This window comes from Vallitalea maricola (assembly GCF_036985595.1).
Classification (GTDB): domain Bacteria; phylum Bacillota; class Clostridia; order Lachnospirales; family Vallitaleaceae; genus Vallitalea; species Vallitalea maricola.
The window spans coordinates 1-14,547 of record NZ_BTPU01000046.1 but is presented as its reverse complement, the minus strand read 5'-3'; the positions used below and the strand labels follow the sequence as shown (position 1 = coordinate 14,547).

Here is a 14,547-nt window from a genome sequence, read left to right as displayed (position 1 = left end):
AATGTTTTTAATTACCTTTCCTATGTTACCTAAAACTCAACCCATCTTCTGCCCTCCTGCCTAGTTTTGTTTTTCTATGTAAATGTCCGCCTTAAAACTTACATATACCAAATTTCTTCTGTACTTGCAGAAATCCCTTCGGCACCAGCCTTAAGACATTCAATTACATCTTCTTTATTTCTTATTAAACCTCCAGCTATCAATGGTATCTTAGTTCGGTCGTATATCTCGTTAATAATCTTAGGTATGGCTCCAGGTAAAATTTCTATGGTATCTGGCTTTGTTAAGTTTACAGAGTTGATTCCTGTTTCCAATGATTTGGAATCAAAAATGAAAAGTCTTTGGATTGCCCACAAATTTAAATTTTTAGCTTTTTTAATAAGATTACTTTTTGTTGTAATAATTCCATCAGGCTTAATCTGTTTGCTAATGTATTCAAGTGCAATTGAATCCTTAGCAAACCCTTGCAATAAGTCAAAATGAATATAGATATCCATATCGTTGTCCTTTACTTTCTGTACTATTTCTTTTAAGTTAAAAATACTTCCTGTAAGTAAAAAAATAACTTTGCAAGGTGACTTAATAGCCAAATCAAGTTTATCCAAATGGTTAACTGCTGCAATAATAGGGTTCATTTCTGTTTGACTATGGAAACTCTTAACTTGTTTATTATTCATTACAACATCTCCTATGTACTTAAAAGTACTTAATCATAATATTTTGGGCATAAAAAAACCACACTAAGCTAACCTATAGATAGGTTTACTTGTGTGGTTCTCCATTATCTCCAACCGAGTATTATGTTTTCTATGTCTTATTTTACATCAGTATAGGCTTTATGTCAATATTTTTGCTGAATATTATATTATTTTTATAGATAAACAATAATTATATTTAGTTAACTATTGTATTTATCTACAAATAATTTATATTAATTCTTATAATTTTATATTCTATTAATAAAAGTATATATAACTAAAAATGTTATTTATAATGCAATGCAGTTATATGAAAAAACTATATTTTTTTTAGTTTTTCATTGTTCTACATTATAAAAAAGAAGTCATTTTTACAAACAACTTCTTTTTTATAATGTAATATCTAATAACTATAATTAAATTAATAATAAACTACTCAATCTCTTTTTTAGATATTGAAGTTTTAACTTGAGTATTCGGTAATTTACCTAGTTTACCATTCAAACTATTAATATCATTAATTTCTCCAACTACTGTAATACTTATCACTGAAATTCCTTCTTCAATAAGAGGTAATCCCATTCTTCCTTTTACCATATCTTTATAAGAAGAGACTATAGCGTTAAAGGTGTTTTGTGTATCTTCTGGTCTTTCTAATATAGCACTTATTACAGCAACTCTTTTCAATGACATCTTATCCTTTCTTAATATGCATCTTTATTTTTTCTACATCTTGTTCTTCACAATTAACTATTATACCATATTTTTCGTCTATATTTATTCTATATCTTCCACTTACATAATTTTTGGTTCCTGTAATGTATGACCATCTTCTTTTGAAGACTTCACAAACAGCTAATTCAACATGGAATTCATTATGAATCTCCTTTACAATATTCTCAAGTTCCTCTCTACACATATAGATCTCTTTCTCCTTCGGATATTCTTTTATAATAATCATTTATTACACTCAATAATTTATTATTTTTATAGAATTCCATGTTATTGATTTCTTCAAATTCCTTCTTAATAAGTTCTTCCCCTATTTTCTTAGTTTCTTCTGTAGCATAATCATCTAAGTATTCCCTAAATGTAAGTACAGCATTTAGTTTACAGAACTTACCTTCTGTTCCTTTTTCCAACAGATTCATTATCTTATCTCCTGTTCTACCACATCTATAACCGGCAGTACAGAAGGATGTAATCTTACCCATCTCAGCTAGTTTATTAACTACTTGATCAAGTGTTCGGCTGTCTCCAATAGTAAATTGCTGTTTGTCTTCTTTTTCATTATGAGCAGCTTTATCATAAGCACCTATACCTATTTTTGTTGAAGCATCTAATTGTGTACATCCAACTTTCACAACTTCATCTCTTACCTCTGGGTTTTCACGTGCAGTTATTATTAATCCAGTGTAAGGTACTGCAAGTCTTAAAACTGTAACTAGTTTTTTGAAATTTTTATTGTTGACTAGATATTTGGAAGCTATACTAAGTTGTGAACCCGAAGCTGGTGTAAGTCTTGGGAATGAAATTGTATGAGGACCAATACCAAATTGTTTTTCAAGATCATCAGTATGATATAACAATCCCATAACTTCAAAACGCCAATCGTAAAGTCCAAAAAGAGCTCCTATAGCTACATCATCAATACCTGCATCCATTGCTCTATGAAGAGAGTATAATCTCCATCTATAGTTGGCTTTTAATCCTTTTGGATGAACTGATTTATATGTATCTTTGTGATATGTCTCTTGGAATACTTGGTATGTACCTATGCCTACTTCCTTTAACATCTTCAAATCTTCTATGCTCATAGGTGCTGCATTAATATTTATTCTTCTTATATATGAATTCTTTCCACTTCTTGATTTCTTTTTAACATCATATACTGTTTTCATACTTTCGGCTATATATTTAGCATCTGTCTTTGGATGTTCACCATAAACAACGATGACTCTTTTGTGTCCTTGGCTGAGAATATAATCAGTTTCTCTTCTTATTTCTTCAGCAGTTAATACTTTTCTTTCTTCTCCTGCATTCTCTTTCCTGAATCCACAGTATCTACAACTGTTAACACATAGATTACCACAATAAAGTGGTGCGAAAAATACAATCCTATTATCATATACTCTTCTTTTGACTTCTGCTGCAACTTCATACATTTCTTCCCACATATCTTCATCAGTAACGTTAAGTAATGTAGCAGTTTCATCAAAACTCAATCTCTCAACTGCCAAAGATTTATCAAGTATAGCTCTGACTTTTTCCTTGCTACAGTCTTTGTTAGTGTTCAGTTTGTTATGTATTTCATTTTCGTTAATAAAATCTTTACCATTAATTAAGTACTTATCAATTTGATCTTGTTTTATAACTTGGTCTATCCAACTTTTTGTATCCATTTGTATAACCTCCTATAATTTAAAAGATCTCCAGAACAAAGAGTGGCTATTACCACATAAAAGATTCATAAATAACAAAAAAACTTCCACAAAGGAAGTCATGCAAATAAAAAACAGCTCAAAAGAACTGTTAAATAACAATTCTGCACAAATTCCTATCAAATAAGATATCTCTTTTCTGTAAGGTCTTTGATTTTACCTTCAGTTTAACTAAGACATTTCTCAGAAAAACTGAAATTTATTCTAAATTAATGATATCACTTTGTTTATTTTTTGTCAATACACATGGTATAAACCTTAATTATTACTACTAATTCCTTTGATAATATCAATATTTACTACATTTACAAGTATATGATAAAAATTCTTTCCCATTTGGCAGCTTATGAATTTCTTTACTCTCTATCTCATATTCAGATTGTACAAGTAAATTTTCTAATTTATCTTCTTCAACTTCATTACATAATACATTTAGAACGTTTAATGATTTTATTCCTGTGTCACTAACAAATTCATGTTTATTATTTCTTTATATTACAATATTCAGTTTGCTGCTTTTATCCATTACTTTTTTTATCTTGCTCAATAATGCTTGATTATCCACATACTCTAATAAAAGTGCACATGATATAAAATCAATATTTTGTATTAAAATATCTTCAGTACTAATATCCATGCATCTTAAATCTAATATATAATTTTTATTGCTATACAATTTTCTACATCTATCTAGATAATCTTTATTAATATCTACTCCCACTACTATTTCGGTTATTTCATCATTAATATGCTCAAAACCATTACCTCCTGTACATCCTAATACTAATACCGATTTTGGTTTAAGATTTTTTACATGAGTTTTGAAAATTAAATTTAGTGTCTGTAATTGACATACATCCTCATCACTCATATGCCTCTCATAATCTTCGTAGGGTACTTTTAACCATGGGTTCATTATTATACTCCTTAATTCTATGCTTTAAATACTTATACACTTAATAGTTAATAAATAATCTGACAAAATTAAATTACTATAAATCCTGAATTACTGATAATATTTTTTCTTTTTCTTCTTTTTGAATGTTTTCACTCAGTCTTGCCGCTAATATTATAGGTAACCAATCTAAAACATCTTTTTTATCCTTTTTGGTTCTATTACAATATGTTTCTAAATATAATTCTGCGATTTCTTGTGAATGGAACAGATACAGCATATAGGTACGACATACATCAGCATTATCACAACCATTTGTTGCATCAATCCAATCAATAATGTAATATTTGTCTTGTTGTTTTATTACATTGTAACCATAAAAATCTCCGTGGCAAAGACATTTTCCGTCTGGAAGCTTGTCTAATATATATAATAATTTATTCTTGCTTGTTTTATTAATCATCTTATTACTTGATATTTTTTGTCTAAGTCTATTATTTAAATTATAAGGAAGCTGAATATTCTTGATATGTATCTCTATCTGCATATCTACCAGTATATCAACATATTTACTTGTATTATAAATATTAGATAAATAACATTCGTGTAGAGTAACTCCCTCAATAAAATCCATTTTCATTGCAATATTATCATTAATTTCTAAGACTTCGTGCACCTTTGCAATAGGCAAACCTACATCCTCTATTAATGAATTAATCATTGCTTCATAAAATGCATATGCTTTATTATAGTCTTTTTTAAATACCTTTATAGCATGATTATCGTTAAGGTAAACAGTTGCTTGAGTTCCAGCTCCAATTTTAATTTCTTTATTCATGGTTCATTAATCCAATTAACCTCTTTTAGAAGTAATTGAGTTTCCTTCCTCTCAATTTTTTATTAGGCAGATTAAAGCTACTTTTTAATACTTATAAAAATCTTCCTCCTAAAAATATCATCTAAGTCATCCTCTCATTATTTTAATTATCCCTCTATCCTTACAGCATTACCACCAACATAGACTTTATCAATATTTTCATTATTATATCCTAATTCTACTTTTATTTCAGAGGGTTTATTCATACTGTATCCTTGTTTAAACAAGTATCTTGAATTAGTATCATTGCTGTATCTATTTAAATAGCAAGCTAAAGCTCCATTTGAAGTTCCAGTTGCAGATTCTTCATTTATTCCATCTCTAGGTGCAAAATTTCTGCAAACTGCATTGGCATCTGTTATTCCTTCTTGAGTAAAAACATGGATTCCAGATACGTCATACTTATTACTCAACATAATAATCTCATTGAACTTAGGCAGTAATTCATTAAGAATTCCTAAGTTCTTTACTGGTAACATAATATCTCTCATACCTGTAGAGACAATCTGAATTGGTTGATTATCTATATTTGTTAAGGATGATTCAAAGCATTTATTAATTTCTTCTAAGCTTATTATATCAAAAAATACTGGTTTATTCTGTTCCATAAATACATCGTTATCATTAACAATTATCTTAAGAATTCCTGCTTTTGTTTCTTGAATATATTCTCCGCAAGGTAAAATATGCAAATCCCTCAGTAGATTAAATGTTGCAATCGTTGCATGACCACATAGGTCTACTTCTTTTACTGGTGTAAAAAACCTTACTTTGTAATCAGCTACTTTTGATTGTGAAACAAATGCAGTTTCAGAGTATCCTATCTTAGAAGATATTTCTAACATTGATTTTTCATCTAAACTATCTGCATTTAGAACTACACCTGCAGGATTTCCACCATCTACTGTTTGTGAAAATGAACTTAATCGGTATGTTTTTAATTTCATATATTCAACTCTCCAATCTTATAGTTTTTTCACTGTTTATCATCTTCATTAATAAGATCTATATCTCCACTTTTTTGGAATCTATTCTCAATTTTAATTTCTGAAAAATACCCTTGTAAAAAAATTTGTATGTTATCCATATTAATTTTATCTTGTTTTAATAATGGTGTCGGAACATGTACTGTGAATGTCTTTTTTTCTCCTGGTTTCAAATCGATAGGGTTGTCTACTGTTTTTCCTTGAAACATTATTGGACCAACTATTCCATCTTCTTTAGCTTCCTTTGTTATTGTATAACCTAACATAATTTCAACATATTTTATTAATTCTTTACTATCATTAATTACATCTAATGTATAATATATACCACTTTCAAGTTCTGATGTACTTACTATCTCTATATTAATATTATTAATATCCCTATAAACATCTCTATTCTTAGTGCTTTTACAACCACAAATACAAATAGACACAAATATTATCATAATAATATTACAAATATTTTTCATATTGTTTATCTCCTCTAAATTATCTATCTTCATCAATTTTATATTTTATATCATTTAGATAATCAGCTTTCAACAATTCATAATCTACAGAAGATTGAATTTCACCAAGTTGATTTTTCCACGAATTATAATTAACTTTTATTCGTTTAAAACCTATTTTTTCATATACGTGTTGTGCCATTGTATTATTCAAGTTTGTATCTAGGATAATTTTTTGGAACTACTTTTTATCTAACAATTGTGATATAGTTGCAAAATCGTATCCCTTTTTCCTTAAACCATTTACTATCTCATCTAAAGATTCAAGAATTTCTGTTCTACTGTCATACATTATATGTAATAATATTATAGAACCTTCTTTTGAATTTTCTATCACATATTTACTTATTTCCTCTGAACTAGCTGAAAAACCAAGAATAGTCTCTGGCTCTACATCACATAAAATTGTATTAATATCATTTTTATGTAAATAGTAAGGTAGAAATATTAGCTTCTTAAAATAAGGAGGTCTAAAATGTATTTCTCCCTTATATCCTGCTTGTCGTATTAGCTTATTCGTTTCTTCAATTTCATCTTTAATAAAAGATGGAGATTTAAAAATCATTCTACTATGTGAATAAGAATGATTACCTAATTCATGTCCTGCATTCACAAGTTTTTTCCCTTGTTCTAGATTTTCTTCTAATTCTTTACCTGTAACAAAGAAAGTTGCTTTTACATCTAGTTCATCTAAGATATCAATAATTTTATCTGTATTATGTGTAGGACCATCGTCAAAAGTCAATGCTACTAATTTTTCTTCTGTATTAATATTTCTAACTATACCACCAAAAAACTGGAATGTTCTAGATTTACTAACTTGTAGAATTACATATAATACAATAATAAGCAATAATAATATTCCAATTATAATTTTAAGTCTCTTCATTATGTTATCCTCCCAGCTACCCCATCCTTAGTCTTCAAAATATATTTTTAATACTATTGCCCAATCCATTTCTTTTGCTGTTGCTTGGATACTGGATTTTGGGCTATATATATTATCATCCTCTGCCATTAACCCCCAAACATCTATTTCAGCTTCATCTGTTTCAATGATTTCTTCAGTTAAGTCATATGGTGAATAACCATATTCTTTATCAAATCTTTTTATATATCTTCTATTACTATTATATCCTGATTCATTCCCTATAGCTGTTGTCATTATCATGTCTTCTGATATCTCTAATTCATTATTAATCAATTCTTTTAGAGATATACTAACTTCACCATCAAATTCTCCATCTATGCTTTTTGAAAACAAACCACTTGTTTCCGATATTTCTCCATTTTCCCATATCTCATATTTACAGCTAATGAATTTTTTATCACCTTTATATTTTACTTTGACACAACCAGAAATTAGTCCCATATGTGGTTTCAATTTCTTGGACTCACCTTCAAATAGATCACTACTGGTTACCTTAACAGTACCTTTTTCTATTCCAGCTATTTTTGAACATCCCATTATAACTAAAGCTATAATTCCTAAGATACAAATCATTTTAAATTTATTAATCATTATACTCCTTCTCCCTCAAATAACAATGTTTGAATATGTTATTTATATAAATAATTATCTTAATTTAAACCAATGAACTCTTCTATCTTTTCCAAATCCAGCTTCAAAGCTAACTTTGTTGATTTTATATTATCTTCTTCTATATGCAAAAAAGGTTTTTTACGTAGTTGTCTTACTTCTTTAATAGCCAACGTTAGTTCGTATCCATATCCTTTCTTTCTATAAGCTAGGAGTACATTTAACATTCCTATTGCACCATCATCATGAATCATAATCCATCCAACTAACCTATCATCTTCAATTATCCCTAAAGAACTATCTTTTTGAATTCTTTCAGTTATATATTCTCTAGAAGTATACTTTTTATACTCGTAATTGTCATAAATATACTCTGCATCTTGTTTTTTGAATAAATTATTCAATCCTTAAATCTTTTTATAATACTATATATAATACTTCTTCATATAATAATTATAATTATTTCAATTATTTATTTGATCTCTTATCCATTTAATTATTATATCTTTTCCAATTTGTGATGTATTAGAACCATTTAAAATAAAATCCGCGTACCAACGGGATGGCTCAACAAATTCATTATGTCTATATCTTACTGCATCTAAATACACTGAAGTTATTTCTTCAAAACTTTCTCCCCACGATGAATTTCGACTAATCCTTCTTATAATCCGTTCATCCGCTTGACAATCTATATAAATTTTCAAGTCAAGAATTTCTCTTATTCTTTCTTCATAAAGTGTCATTAGCCCTTCTATAATTATTACATCCACATCTTGTTCTGCAATAATACTATATTGATTAAGTAATCTATCAAAATCAAATGAATCAGGATGGTTAAAATCTGCATAGACAACACCTGTGAAAGGAGAGATTACATCTGGTTTATTTGTTTTATAATAATCATCCATATGAATACTCTTAACATTTAAATCATCTAGAGCATTTTCAAAATAAGAACATATCGTAGATTTTCCACTTCCTGATCCCCCCGCTATTCCAACAACAAGTTGTTTTTTCTTACTCATAATACACCTCCAATGTTATAAAGCTATGGTTTATATCATTACTATATCAAAATCTTATGCAATCAACATAATCTTTTTTTTGTCTTAAGTTCTGCTTTTTAATATATTTAGATTTACTATTACATATACTACTTGTACAAATTTATCCTATTTTATATTATCATTAAAAATTTCCTTCACCTTTGATACTTGTTGTTATAAATAAATTAAATACTAATCTTTTATGAGCTTGAGTTTTTTGACAGGTCCATCATTTACATCTCTAAAATTTGGTACATGAAATATTTCATAGCCAAATTTATAACCATCTATAGTTAGCATGTTCCACTTTATAACTTGATATCCTAATCCCCAATATTCTGTTGTTCCTCCATCTTTATACATTCCTGTTTTTACAACAAAGATTGGTTTCTTATCTTGCAATACTAATTTTGAATCAATACTATATGTAAAAACAGGTATTAGGATAATTATTAATACCAATATAACTTTCTTTATATTTATTTTATGTTTATTTAACATAGTATCATCCTCTATATATTGCAACTTATATACTATTATTATAAATCTTAAGTTAGTTATCTTCACTTGCACCTTATATTGTCAAATAGCATTTTATTTATTTAACGTACTAAAATTAATAATAATTAATTTATCCTTTGGATAATAATCTATATAGTGATTTCTATTTTGTCCCAATTCACTTGAGTTAAGTGATGTTTTAATTAAAAACACATCAATACTACCTGTATCATCTGTTAACTTAGCAGTAAAATAATCATCCTTATGAGGGTGATATGTTAGTGCTTCTTGGAGATTTTTAGGTATTTTTTTTAATCTTTTTATATCCTTTAAATGACCTTTGACAATTAATCTCACTAATTGTTCTTCTGGTTTAATTTCTCTAATATCCAAAACGTTAATATCATCTATTATTTTTATCCCTTTGCTTACTGAGTAACTTTTCCACCCATCTACCCTTGAAGCTACAATATTTTCATATGCCTTATTGTTCATAATTCTTAAAGCACTTAATTGATAATGGCTACTATCATTTCTAAATGAAGATAAATTTACTCTAAAATGAGTATCGTCTATACGTTTTGCAAAGTATCCATACTCATGTTTTACACTGTCTCTTCTCTCTAAATACGATAAAAACTCTTTATAGACTTTATTCGTATCTATACTGTTACAGTAAAACTTACATGCGACTTCTAATATATTCAACCATTCCTTTTGGTTAAACTGCTGTATTTGCTCAGAAGTATAATCTTGTGGGAAATGGAATTGTAATATAATAAATCTACCTTTATCTCCGCAATAAGTATTCAGGCTACAAAAGACATCCTCATTATTTCTACACGAGAAAATAGACTGATCTTCTATAAAAGATTGTTCATCTTCTATCCACCAAGTTAATTGTTTTTCCTCAATTACTTGCTCAATTACATCTCTTTGTAAAGGAAATTCATATGTAGTTGCTTCCTTGATTCCATTATTTTTATTGATATTAATAAAAATAGTAACAATACCTAATATAGCTAAAATAACTACACCTGTAATAAATACCTTTATAATTGTTACAATATATGTCTTATTAATACACTCCATCTCACAATACATATTAATTACAATATTATATGTTTAGAAAATACCTTAATATTCTTAAATGATATAGAAGTAATTTTACTCTATTACATGAATAATGAGCTTTTTAAAACCAGAAAGTTAATTAAATCATTATTTAGCTATGAAATCACTCAGATTCCTCAGCTTCTATATGCTTTTTATCATAATTATTATTTATTGTATTCCAAGTATTATTTCCAAAACCGTTTTTCGCTGGTGAAATTATGAATCCTAATACCATACCCATAAAAAATGTTAACACAGATAACATAAAAATTTCTCTTTTCTTCATTTTTATCCTCCTTAATAAATTAATGGTAATACACACCATTTATTATCATTTAAATAATCGTAATATAAATCTAATACAAAATCAATAAGATACTATAAACTTTTCAATTATTTTTTTCCTTATATCTTCTATGTATGACTGGAATTTAGAATCATAAAAATCATAATCATAATTATATTTTGTTCTTTATGCTTAATAAAATTAAATATACTCATAAATCCTCCTGCTAATTTCTATCTTTAAGAGACTCTAAGCAAGATTTAACATATTCAACTGGCACATCCATCCTAATAGCAGTATCTTCAATTGATAAACCACTATCTATGAATCGTTTTACCACCATCGTCATATTTTCCCCAACTTCGATAATATGTTGGTCAGGATCATAGAAACGAATAACACGTTGTCCCCAAGAATGTTCTATCACATTATGTACATAATTCATATTTTCAATGTCATTCAACCTTTGAATAAAACAATCAAAATCATCTTCTTCAAAATATAACTCAGCTACATTTCCACCAAAAACAATTTCTCTATCCCGTTTGCGAATAAATTTTGCCCAAGTATCTTTCGTTTGTAATGCTATACCACCTGTTAAAGTAACATTAGTACCCATATCCACAACCACTTCTAAACCAAGTACTTCATAGTAAAATTGTTTTGACTTTTGCATATTTGAAACAACTATTAATGTATTTAAAAATTTCATTTTATTGATTCTCCTTGTCAAATTATTTACGTTTACTAGCTTAAAATATCTCTTCTATTAATTCTATTGTTTTTTCAGTTGCATTCAACTTAATTTTCTTGCCAATGGGCATAGTAAACATTGGATGTGTGTGACAACAATCAACCTCTGCTAAGAAAGGAATATTATTTTCTCCTAATACTTCTTCAAGTATTTCATATGGCTTTCTTCCTGTATTTCTATCATTAAATTTTTCATGCTTACCCAGAATCAGACCACTGATACGTTCAAAAACATCATTAACCTTTAACAATGAAAATAATCGTTCTACTGTAGCTGCATCTTTTAATGAATCTTCAATAAATAATATATCTCCTTCAAGAATTTTAGGCATGTATTGACTTCCCCATATTCCAGTCATTGTATTTAAGTTACCAACAATTAATCTACCCTCTGCTTCTCCTTTTTTTCTTGTTATCCATTTGTTCTTAATCATATTCTTAGATTTTTCTTGTGATTCCCAATCAATAAATTCTTCTGTCCATACTTCTGGCATCTTATATTTATGATGATTACTATTTTTATGTACTAATACCTCAGTAAAATAATTATATGTTAATTCGTTATATGGTTCTAACTCTCCAAAAGAAGCTACTAATGCAGGACCATAAAAAGTTGTAATTCCAGTTATAGCGTATATTGCAAATAAGATAGCTGTGACGTCCGAATATCCAATTATAATTTTGGGGTCTTTTCTAAATGCATCGTAATCAATATATGGTATTATTGAATTTGAATTCATTCCCCCAATAGTAGACATAATGCATCGTACTTCTGGATTTCTTATTAATTCATTCAACTCTTCTGCTCTTTCTATTATACTACCTGACCTATAAAAATCATTTTTCCCTGTTAATTTACCTTCAATAATTCTAAAGCCCTTACTTTCTAAAAAACTTTTTGCTCTAGAGTATCTCTTATTACAAGTACTTGTAATTGGTTTAGAGGGTGAAAAAATGCCAATAGCATCTCCTTCTTTAATTCGGTTAATCATCATTTGCCTCCTTGAACTTGTATCTAATTTTCTTACTCATCTCTTAATATCTCTTCCTCACCTTACTTTCCCGATTAGTTTCTTAACTAATCTAATTCATAACTATAAAGTAACCCCCACCTCATGTATATGATAAAAATACAAATCCAAATTTCTTAAATTGATATATATTACGGTTTATACTTGTCACCAAACTCTTCTTTTGCCTTTTCTGTATATTTTAAGATGAAATCAGTTTTCGCATTAGTATAACCATCTCTATTATTCTTATACTTGTCTAGCAAACTTAATTTTAACCGACCATATTCATCAGCAACTTCTTCATGTTCTCTGAGATAATCTCTAAAATATAGTTCATTCCAGTTATCATAATATCGGACATGTAAATGAAATACTTTTTCTGCAAAGCCTTTTATTGTATATCCTTTATTAAATGACATATTTAAAATAGGACTTTTTTCAGATGACATTATAGTCCATCCATTATTTATTAACTTACTTATTAATTGATCTATATTTATTTCATTATTTATTTCTAACAAAATATCTACTATTGGTTTAGAAATTAATCCTTTGACGCTACTACTTCCAATATGATTAATTCGCTTAATATCTCCCTTATCAATAATTTCTAACAGTTGTTGTTTTTCATCATTGTACCAATTTAGGTAATCGGTATTATGTTCTTTTAATATTATTGGAAATAGCTTCCATAATTCTTCCAAAGTCATATCTGATAATTCTTTACTCATATATATTTCCCCTTTTTAAGTACATTTTAAATAGATAAAGACCTCTAAATAATCACAAAAATGGTATTTAATTTACTCCAATGTATGTGATGCTGTTTTCATTAACCCTAACATCAGTACATATGTCACTAAAGAGAATATTATTACTACAATGAAAAACACTCCAATTAGCATTGGTATCATGATACCTACAATGATAATAATGTTATTTATTAAGTATAAATGCCATCTATTATTAGCTTGTGATTCTAATTGATGATTATTGGTAAGTCTAGCCTCGTTTGCTATTCCATTACAGATATTGTAAACCATCATTATGCCAAGAATCAAAGAAGTTATACCCACTAAAATTCCTACTACACCTAATGGATTACCACCTATTTCATTAATTTGTGGTTGATAAATATCAAAAATCGCTAAGAATATCATAGGAAATGCGAATTTTTTTGCTTTACCAAAACACTCATTCTTTTCTTCTAATATTGATAATCCCTGATAAAATAGAATGTATCCTATAACATCTGGCAGGATATCTATTCCACCTATTCTAAAATCAAATAAAAAAATAAAACCCCAAAACAACTTATTGAATCCCATAAATTATCCTCCCTATTAAGAATTCTATTAAACTACTAAGTACCATTATATCATATTTTATTTTTTATACTTTCAACTTTTTTTCACACCTACATTATTCTTCCATTCTTCTTAAGATAAACAAAATTCTATTCGGGAAACCATGGAATACAACGATATACCTTTAATTTATAGATCAAATATTCTTGTCCAAATATCTTTTCCAAAATAATCTCTTCTTTTCTGACATATGTTTTTTCTTATTCATAAAATTATGATTTATCATATCTAGCTTTATCAATCTTATATAAAACATGTGTCCTCAAATGATTATCCTTCTCTACTTTTGGATGATTAAATGTACCTTGTTCTATTAAACCTATTTTTTTCATTACATTAATAGATGGCTCGTTTAATTGTGATGTAAAAGAATATATATCATTCAATCCTATAATATTGAATCCATACTTTAAACATGCTTTAGCACCTTCAGTTGCATATCCCTTATTCCAATACTTATTATCTAATCTCCATCCTATTTCAACACAAGGTGTAAAATAGGATTCAAATATTGCA

The 14,547-nt window shown here is 27.8% G+C and carries 21 protein-coding genes; all 21 read right to left on the bottom strand.

The features are described from left to right. Positions 1 to 98: 98 nt before the first annotated feature. Positions 99 to 677 (bottom strand): glycerol-3-phosphate responsive antiterminator, encoded by a 579-nt coding sequence (locus AACQ14_RS14205; protein WP_339364242.1) that lies wholly within the window; start codon positions 675 to 677, stop codon positions 99 to 101. A gap of 453 nt (positions 678 to 1,130) precedes the next feature. Continuing rightward, complete coding sequence (locus AACQ14_RS14200) at positions 1,131 to 1,391, bottom strand: TM1266 family iron-only hydrogenase system putative regulator (protein WP_339364241.1); 261 nt, start codon at positions 1,389 to 1,391, stop codon at positions 1,131 to 1,133. A 1-nt stretch (position 1,392) separates the two neighbouring features. Beyond that, positions 1,393 to 1,617, bottom strand: a complete 225-nt coding sequence (locus AACQ14_RS14195) for a hypothetical protein (protein ID WP_339364240.1) — start codon at positions 1,615 to 1,617, stop codon at positions 1,393 to 1,395. Beyond that, a complete protein-coding gene (gene hydG, locus AACQ14_RS14190; protein ID WP_339364239.1) occupies positions 1,610 to 3,100 on the bottom strand; it encodes a [FeFe] hydrogenase H-cluster radical SAM maturase HydG in 1,491 nt (496 codons plus the stop codon). The genes AACQ14_RS14195 and hydG overlap by 8 nt, the downstream gene beginning before the upstream one ends. Positions 3,101 to 3,629: 529 nt before the next feature. After that, on the bottom strand, positions 3,630 to 4,055 hold the full coding sequence (locus AACQ14_RS14185) for a class I SAM-dependent methyltransferase (RefSeq protein WP_339364238.1): 426 nt from the start codon (positions 4,053 to 4,055) through the stop codon (positions 3,630 to 3,632). A 76-nt stretch (positions 4,056 to 4,131) separates the two neighbouring features. Continuing rightward, entirely contained in the window at positions 4,132 to 4,872 is a 741-nt protein-coding gene (locus AACQ14_RS14180; RefSeq protein ID WP_339364237.1) for a phosphotransferase, read from the bottom strand. Positions 4,873 to 5,018: 146 nt separating this feature from the next. Continuing rightward, positions 5,019 to 5,858 (bottom strand): PhzF family phenazine biosynthesis protein, encoded by an 840-nt coding sequence (locus AACQ14_RS14175; protein ID WP_339364236.1) that lies wholly within the window; start codon positions 5,856 to 5,858, stop codon positions 5,019 to 5,021. A 29-nt stretch (positions 5,859 to 5,887) separates the two neighbouring features. Beyond that, positions 5,888 to 6,367: a hypothetical protein gene (locus AACQ14_RS14170; protein ID WP_339364235.1), complete on the bottom strand. Its 480-nt coding sequence runs from the start codon at positions 6,365 to 6,367 to the stop codon at positions 5,888 to 5,890. Between the two features lie 19 nt (positions 6,368 to 6,386). After that, a complete protein-coding gene (locus AACQ14_RS14165; protein WP_339364234.1) occupies positions 6,387 to 6,548 on the bottom strand; it encodes a hypothetical protein in 162 nt (53 codons plus the stop codon). Between the two features lie 39 nt (positions 6,549 to 6,587). Then, positions 6,588 to 7,295, bottom strand: coding sequence for a polysaccharide deacetylase family protein (locus AACQ14_RS14160; protein WP_339364233.1), 708 nt, complete (start codon positions 7,293 to 7,295; stop codon positions 6,588 to 6,590). Between the two features lie 27 nt (positions 7,296 to 7,322). Continuing rightward, on the bottom strand, positions 7,323 to 7,928 hold the full coding sequence (locus AACQ14_RS14155) for a hypothetical protein (RefSeq protein ID WP_339364232.1): 606 nt from the start codon (positions 7,926 to 7,928) through the stop codon (positions 7,323 to 7,325). A gap of 59 nt (positions 7,929 to 7,987) precedes the next feature. After that, entirely contained in the window at positions 7,988 to 8,350 is a 363-nt protein-coding gene (locus AACQ14_RS14150) for a GNAT family N-acetyltransferase (RefSeq protein WP_339364231.1), read from the bottom strand. Between the two features lie 60 nt (positions 8,351 to 8,410). After that, positions 8,411 to 8,974 (bottom strand): uridine kinase family protein, encoded by a 564-nt coding sequence (locus AACQ14_RS14145; RefSeq protein ID WP_339364230.1) that lies wholly within the window; start codon positions 8,972 to 8,974, stop codon positions 8,411 to 8,413. 213 nt (positions 8,975 to 9,187) lie between these two features. Next, positions 9,188 to 9,496: a hypothetical protein gene (locus AACQ14_RS14140; RefSeq protein WP_339364229.1), complete on the bottom strand. Its 309-nt coding sequence runs from the start codon at positions 9,494 to 9,496 to the stop codon at positions 9,188 to 9,190. Between the two features lie 93 nt (positions 9,497 to 9,589). After that, complete coding sequence (locus AACQ14_RS14135; RefSeq protein WP_339364228.1) at positions 9,590 to 10,588, bottom strand: hypothetical protein; 999 nt, start codon at positions 10,586 to 10,588, stop codon at positions 9,590 to 9,592. A 145-nt stretch (positions 10,589 to 10,733) separates the two neighbouring features. After that, positions 10,734 to 10,898 carry a hypothetical protein gene (locus AACQ14_RS14130; RefSeq protein WP_339364226.1) on the bottom strand — a complete coding sequence of 55 codons (165 nt, stop codon included), beginning with the start codon at positions 10,896 to 10,898 and terminating at the stop codon, positions 10,734 to 10,736. Between the two features lie 226 nt (positions 10,899 to 11,124). Continuing rightward, the gene (locus AACQ14_RS14125; protein ID WP_339364225.1) at positions 11,125 to 11,631 is read right to left on the bottom strand and encodes a VOC family protein; all 507 of its coding nucleotides are present in this window, start codon (positions 11,629 to 11,631) and stop codon (positions 11,125 to 11,127) included. Positions 11,632 to 11,650: 19 nt separating this feature from the next. Next, complete coding sequence (locus AACQ14_RS14120; RefSeq protein WP_339364224.1) at positions 11,651 to 12,643, bottom strand: S66 family peptidase; 993 nt, start codon at positions 12,641 to 12,643, stop codon at positions 11,651 to 11,653. Between the two features lie 170 nt (positions 12,644 to 12,813). Continuing rightward, on the bottom strand, positions 12,814 to 13,395 hold the full coding sequence (locus AACQ14_RS14115; protein ID WP_339364223.1) for a GrpB family protein: 582 nt from the start codon (positions 13,393 to 13,395) through the stop codon (positions 12,814 to 12,816). Positions 13,396 to 13,467: 72 nt separating this feature from the next. Beyond that, the gene (locus AACQ14_RS14110; RefSeq protein ID WP_339364222.1) at positions 13,468 to 13,992 is read right to left on the bottom strand and encodes a hypothetical protein; all 525 of its coding nucleotides are present in this window, start codon (positions 13,990 to 13,992) and stop codon (positions 13,468 to 13,470) included. A gap of 251 nt (positions 13,993 to 14,243) precedes the next feature. Next, a partial coding sequence (locus AACQ14_RS14105) for a GNAT family N-acetyltransferase (protein WP_339364221.1) occupies positions 14,244 to 14,547 on the bottom strand: 304 nt, incomplete at its 5' end.

Bases quoted from the DNA above. Each gene is read 5' to 3' on its own strand.
- AACQ14_RS14185 (WP_339364238.1), bottom strand. From the start codon at position 4,055: ATGAACCCATGGTTAAAAGTACCCTACGAAGATTATGAGAGGCATATG.
- AACQ14_RS14135 (WP_339364228.1), bottom strand. From the start codon at position 10,588: ATGGAGTGTATTAATAAGACATATATTGTAACAATTATAAAGGTATTT.
- AACQ14_RS14195 (WP_339364240.1), bottom strand. From the start codon at position 1,617: ATGTGTAGAGAGGAACTTGAGAATATTGTAAAGGAGATTCATAATGAA.
- AACQ14_RS14140 (WP_339364229.1), bottom strand. From the start codon at position 9,496: ATGTTAAATAAACATAAAATAAATATAAAGAAAGTTATATTGGTATTA.
- hydG (WP_339364239.1), bottom strand. From the start codon at position 3,100: ATGGATACAAAAAGTTGGATAGACCAAGTTATAAAACAAGATCAAATT.
- AACQ14_RS14175 (WP_339364236.1), bottom strand. From the start codon at position 5,858: ATGAAATTAAAAACATACCGATTAAGTTCATTTTCACAAACAGTAGAT.
- AACQ14_RS14155 (WP_339364232.1), bottom strand. From the start codon at position 7,928: ATGATTAATAAATTTAAAATGATTTGTATCTTAGGAATTATAGCTTTA.
- AACQ14_RS14200 (WP_339364241.1), bottom strand. From the start codon at position 1,391: ATGTCATTGAAAAGAGTTGCTGTAATAAGTGCTATATTAGAAAGACCA.
- AACQ14_RS14165 (WP_339364234.1), bottom strand. From the start codon at position 6,548: ATGGCACAACACGTATATGAAAAAATAGGTTTTAAACGAATAAAAGTT.
- AACQ14_RS14130 (WP_339364226.1), bottom strand. From the start codon at position 10,898: ATGAAGAAAAGAGAAATTTTTATGTTATCTGTGTTAACATTTTTTATG.
- AACQ14_RS14160 (WP_339364233.1), bottom strand. From the start codon at position 7,295: ATGAAGAGACTTAAAATTATAATTGGAATATTATTATTGCTTATTATT.
- AACQ14_RS14205 (WP_339364242.1), bottom strand. From the start codon at position 677: ATGAATAATAAACAAGTTAAGAGTTTCCATAGTCAAACAGAAATGAAC.
- AACQ14_RS14120 (WP_339364224.1), bottom strand. From the start codon at position 12,643: ATGATTAACCGAATTAAAGAAGGAGATGCTATTGGCATTTTTTCACCC.
- AACQ14_RS14145 (WP_339364230.1), bottom strand. From the start codon at position 8,974: ATGAGTAAGAAAAAACAACTTGTTGTTGGAATAGCGGGGGGATCAGGA.
- AACQ14_RS14110 (WP_339364222.1), bottom strand. From the start codon at position 13,992: ATGGGATTCAATAAGTTGTTTTGGGGTTTTATTTTTTTATTTGATTTT.
- AACQ14_RS14170 (WP_339364235.1), bottom strand. From the start codon at position 6,367: ATGAAAAATATTTGTAATATTATTATGATAATATTTGTGTCTATTTGT.
- AACQ14_RS14115 (WP_339364223.1), bottom strand. From the start codon at position 13,395: ATGAGTAAAGAATTATCAGATATGACTTTGGAAGAATTATGGAAGCTA.
- AACQ14_RS14180 (WP_339364237.1), bottom strand. From the start codon at position 4,872: ATGAATAAAGAAATTAAAATTGGAGCTGGAACTCAAGCAACTGTTTAC.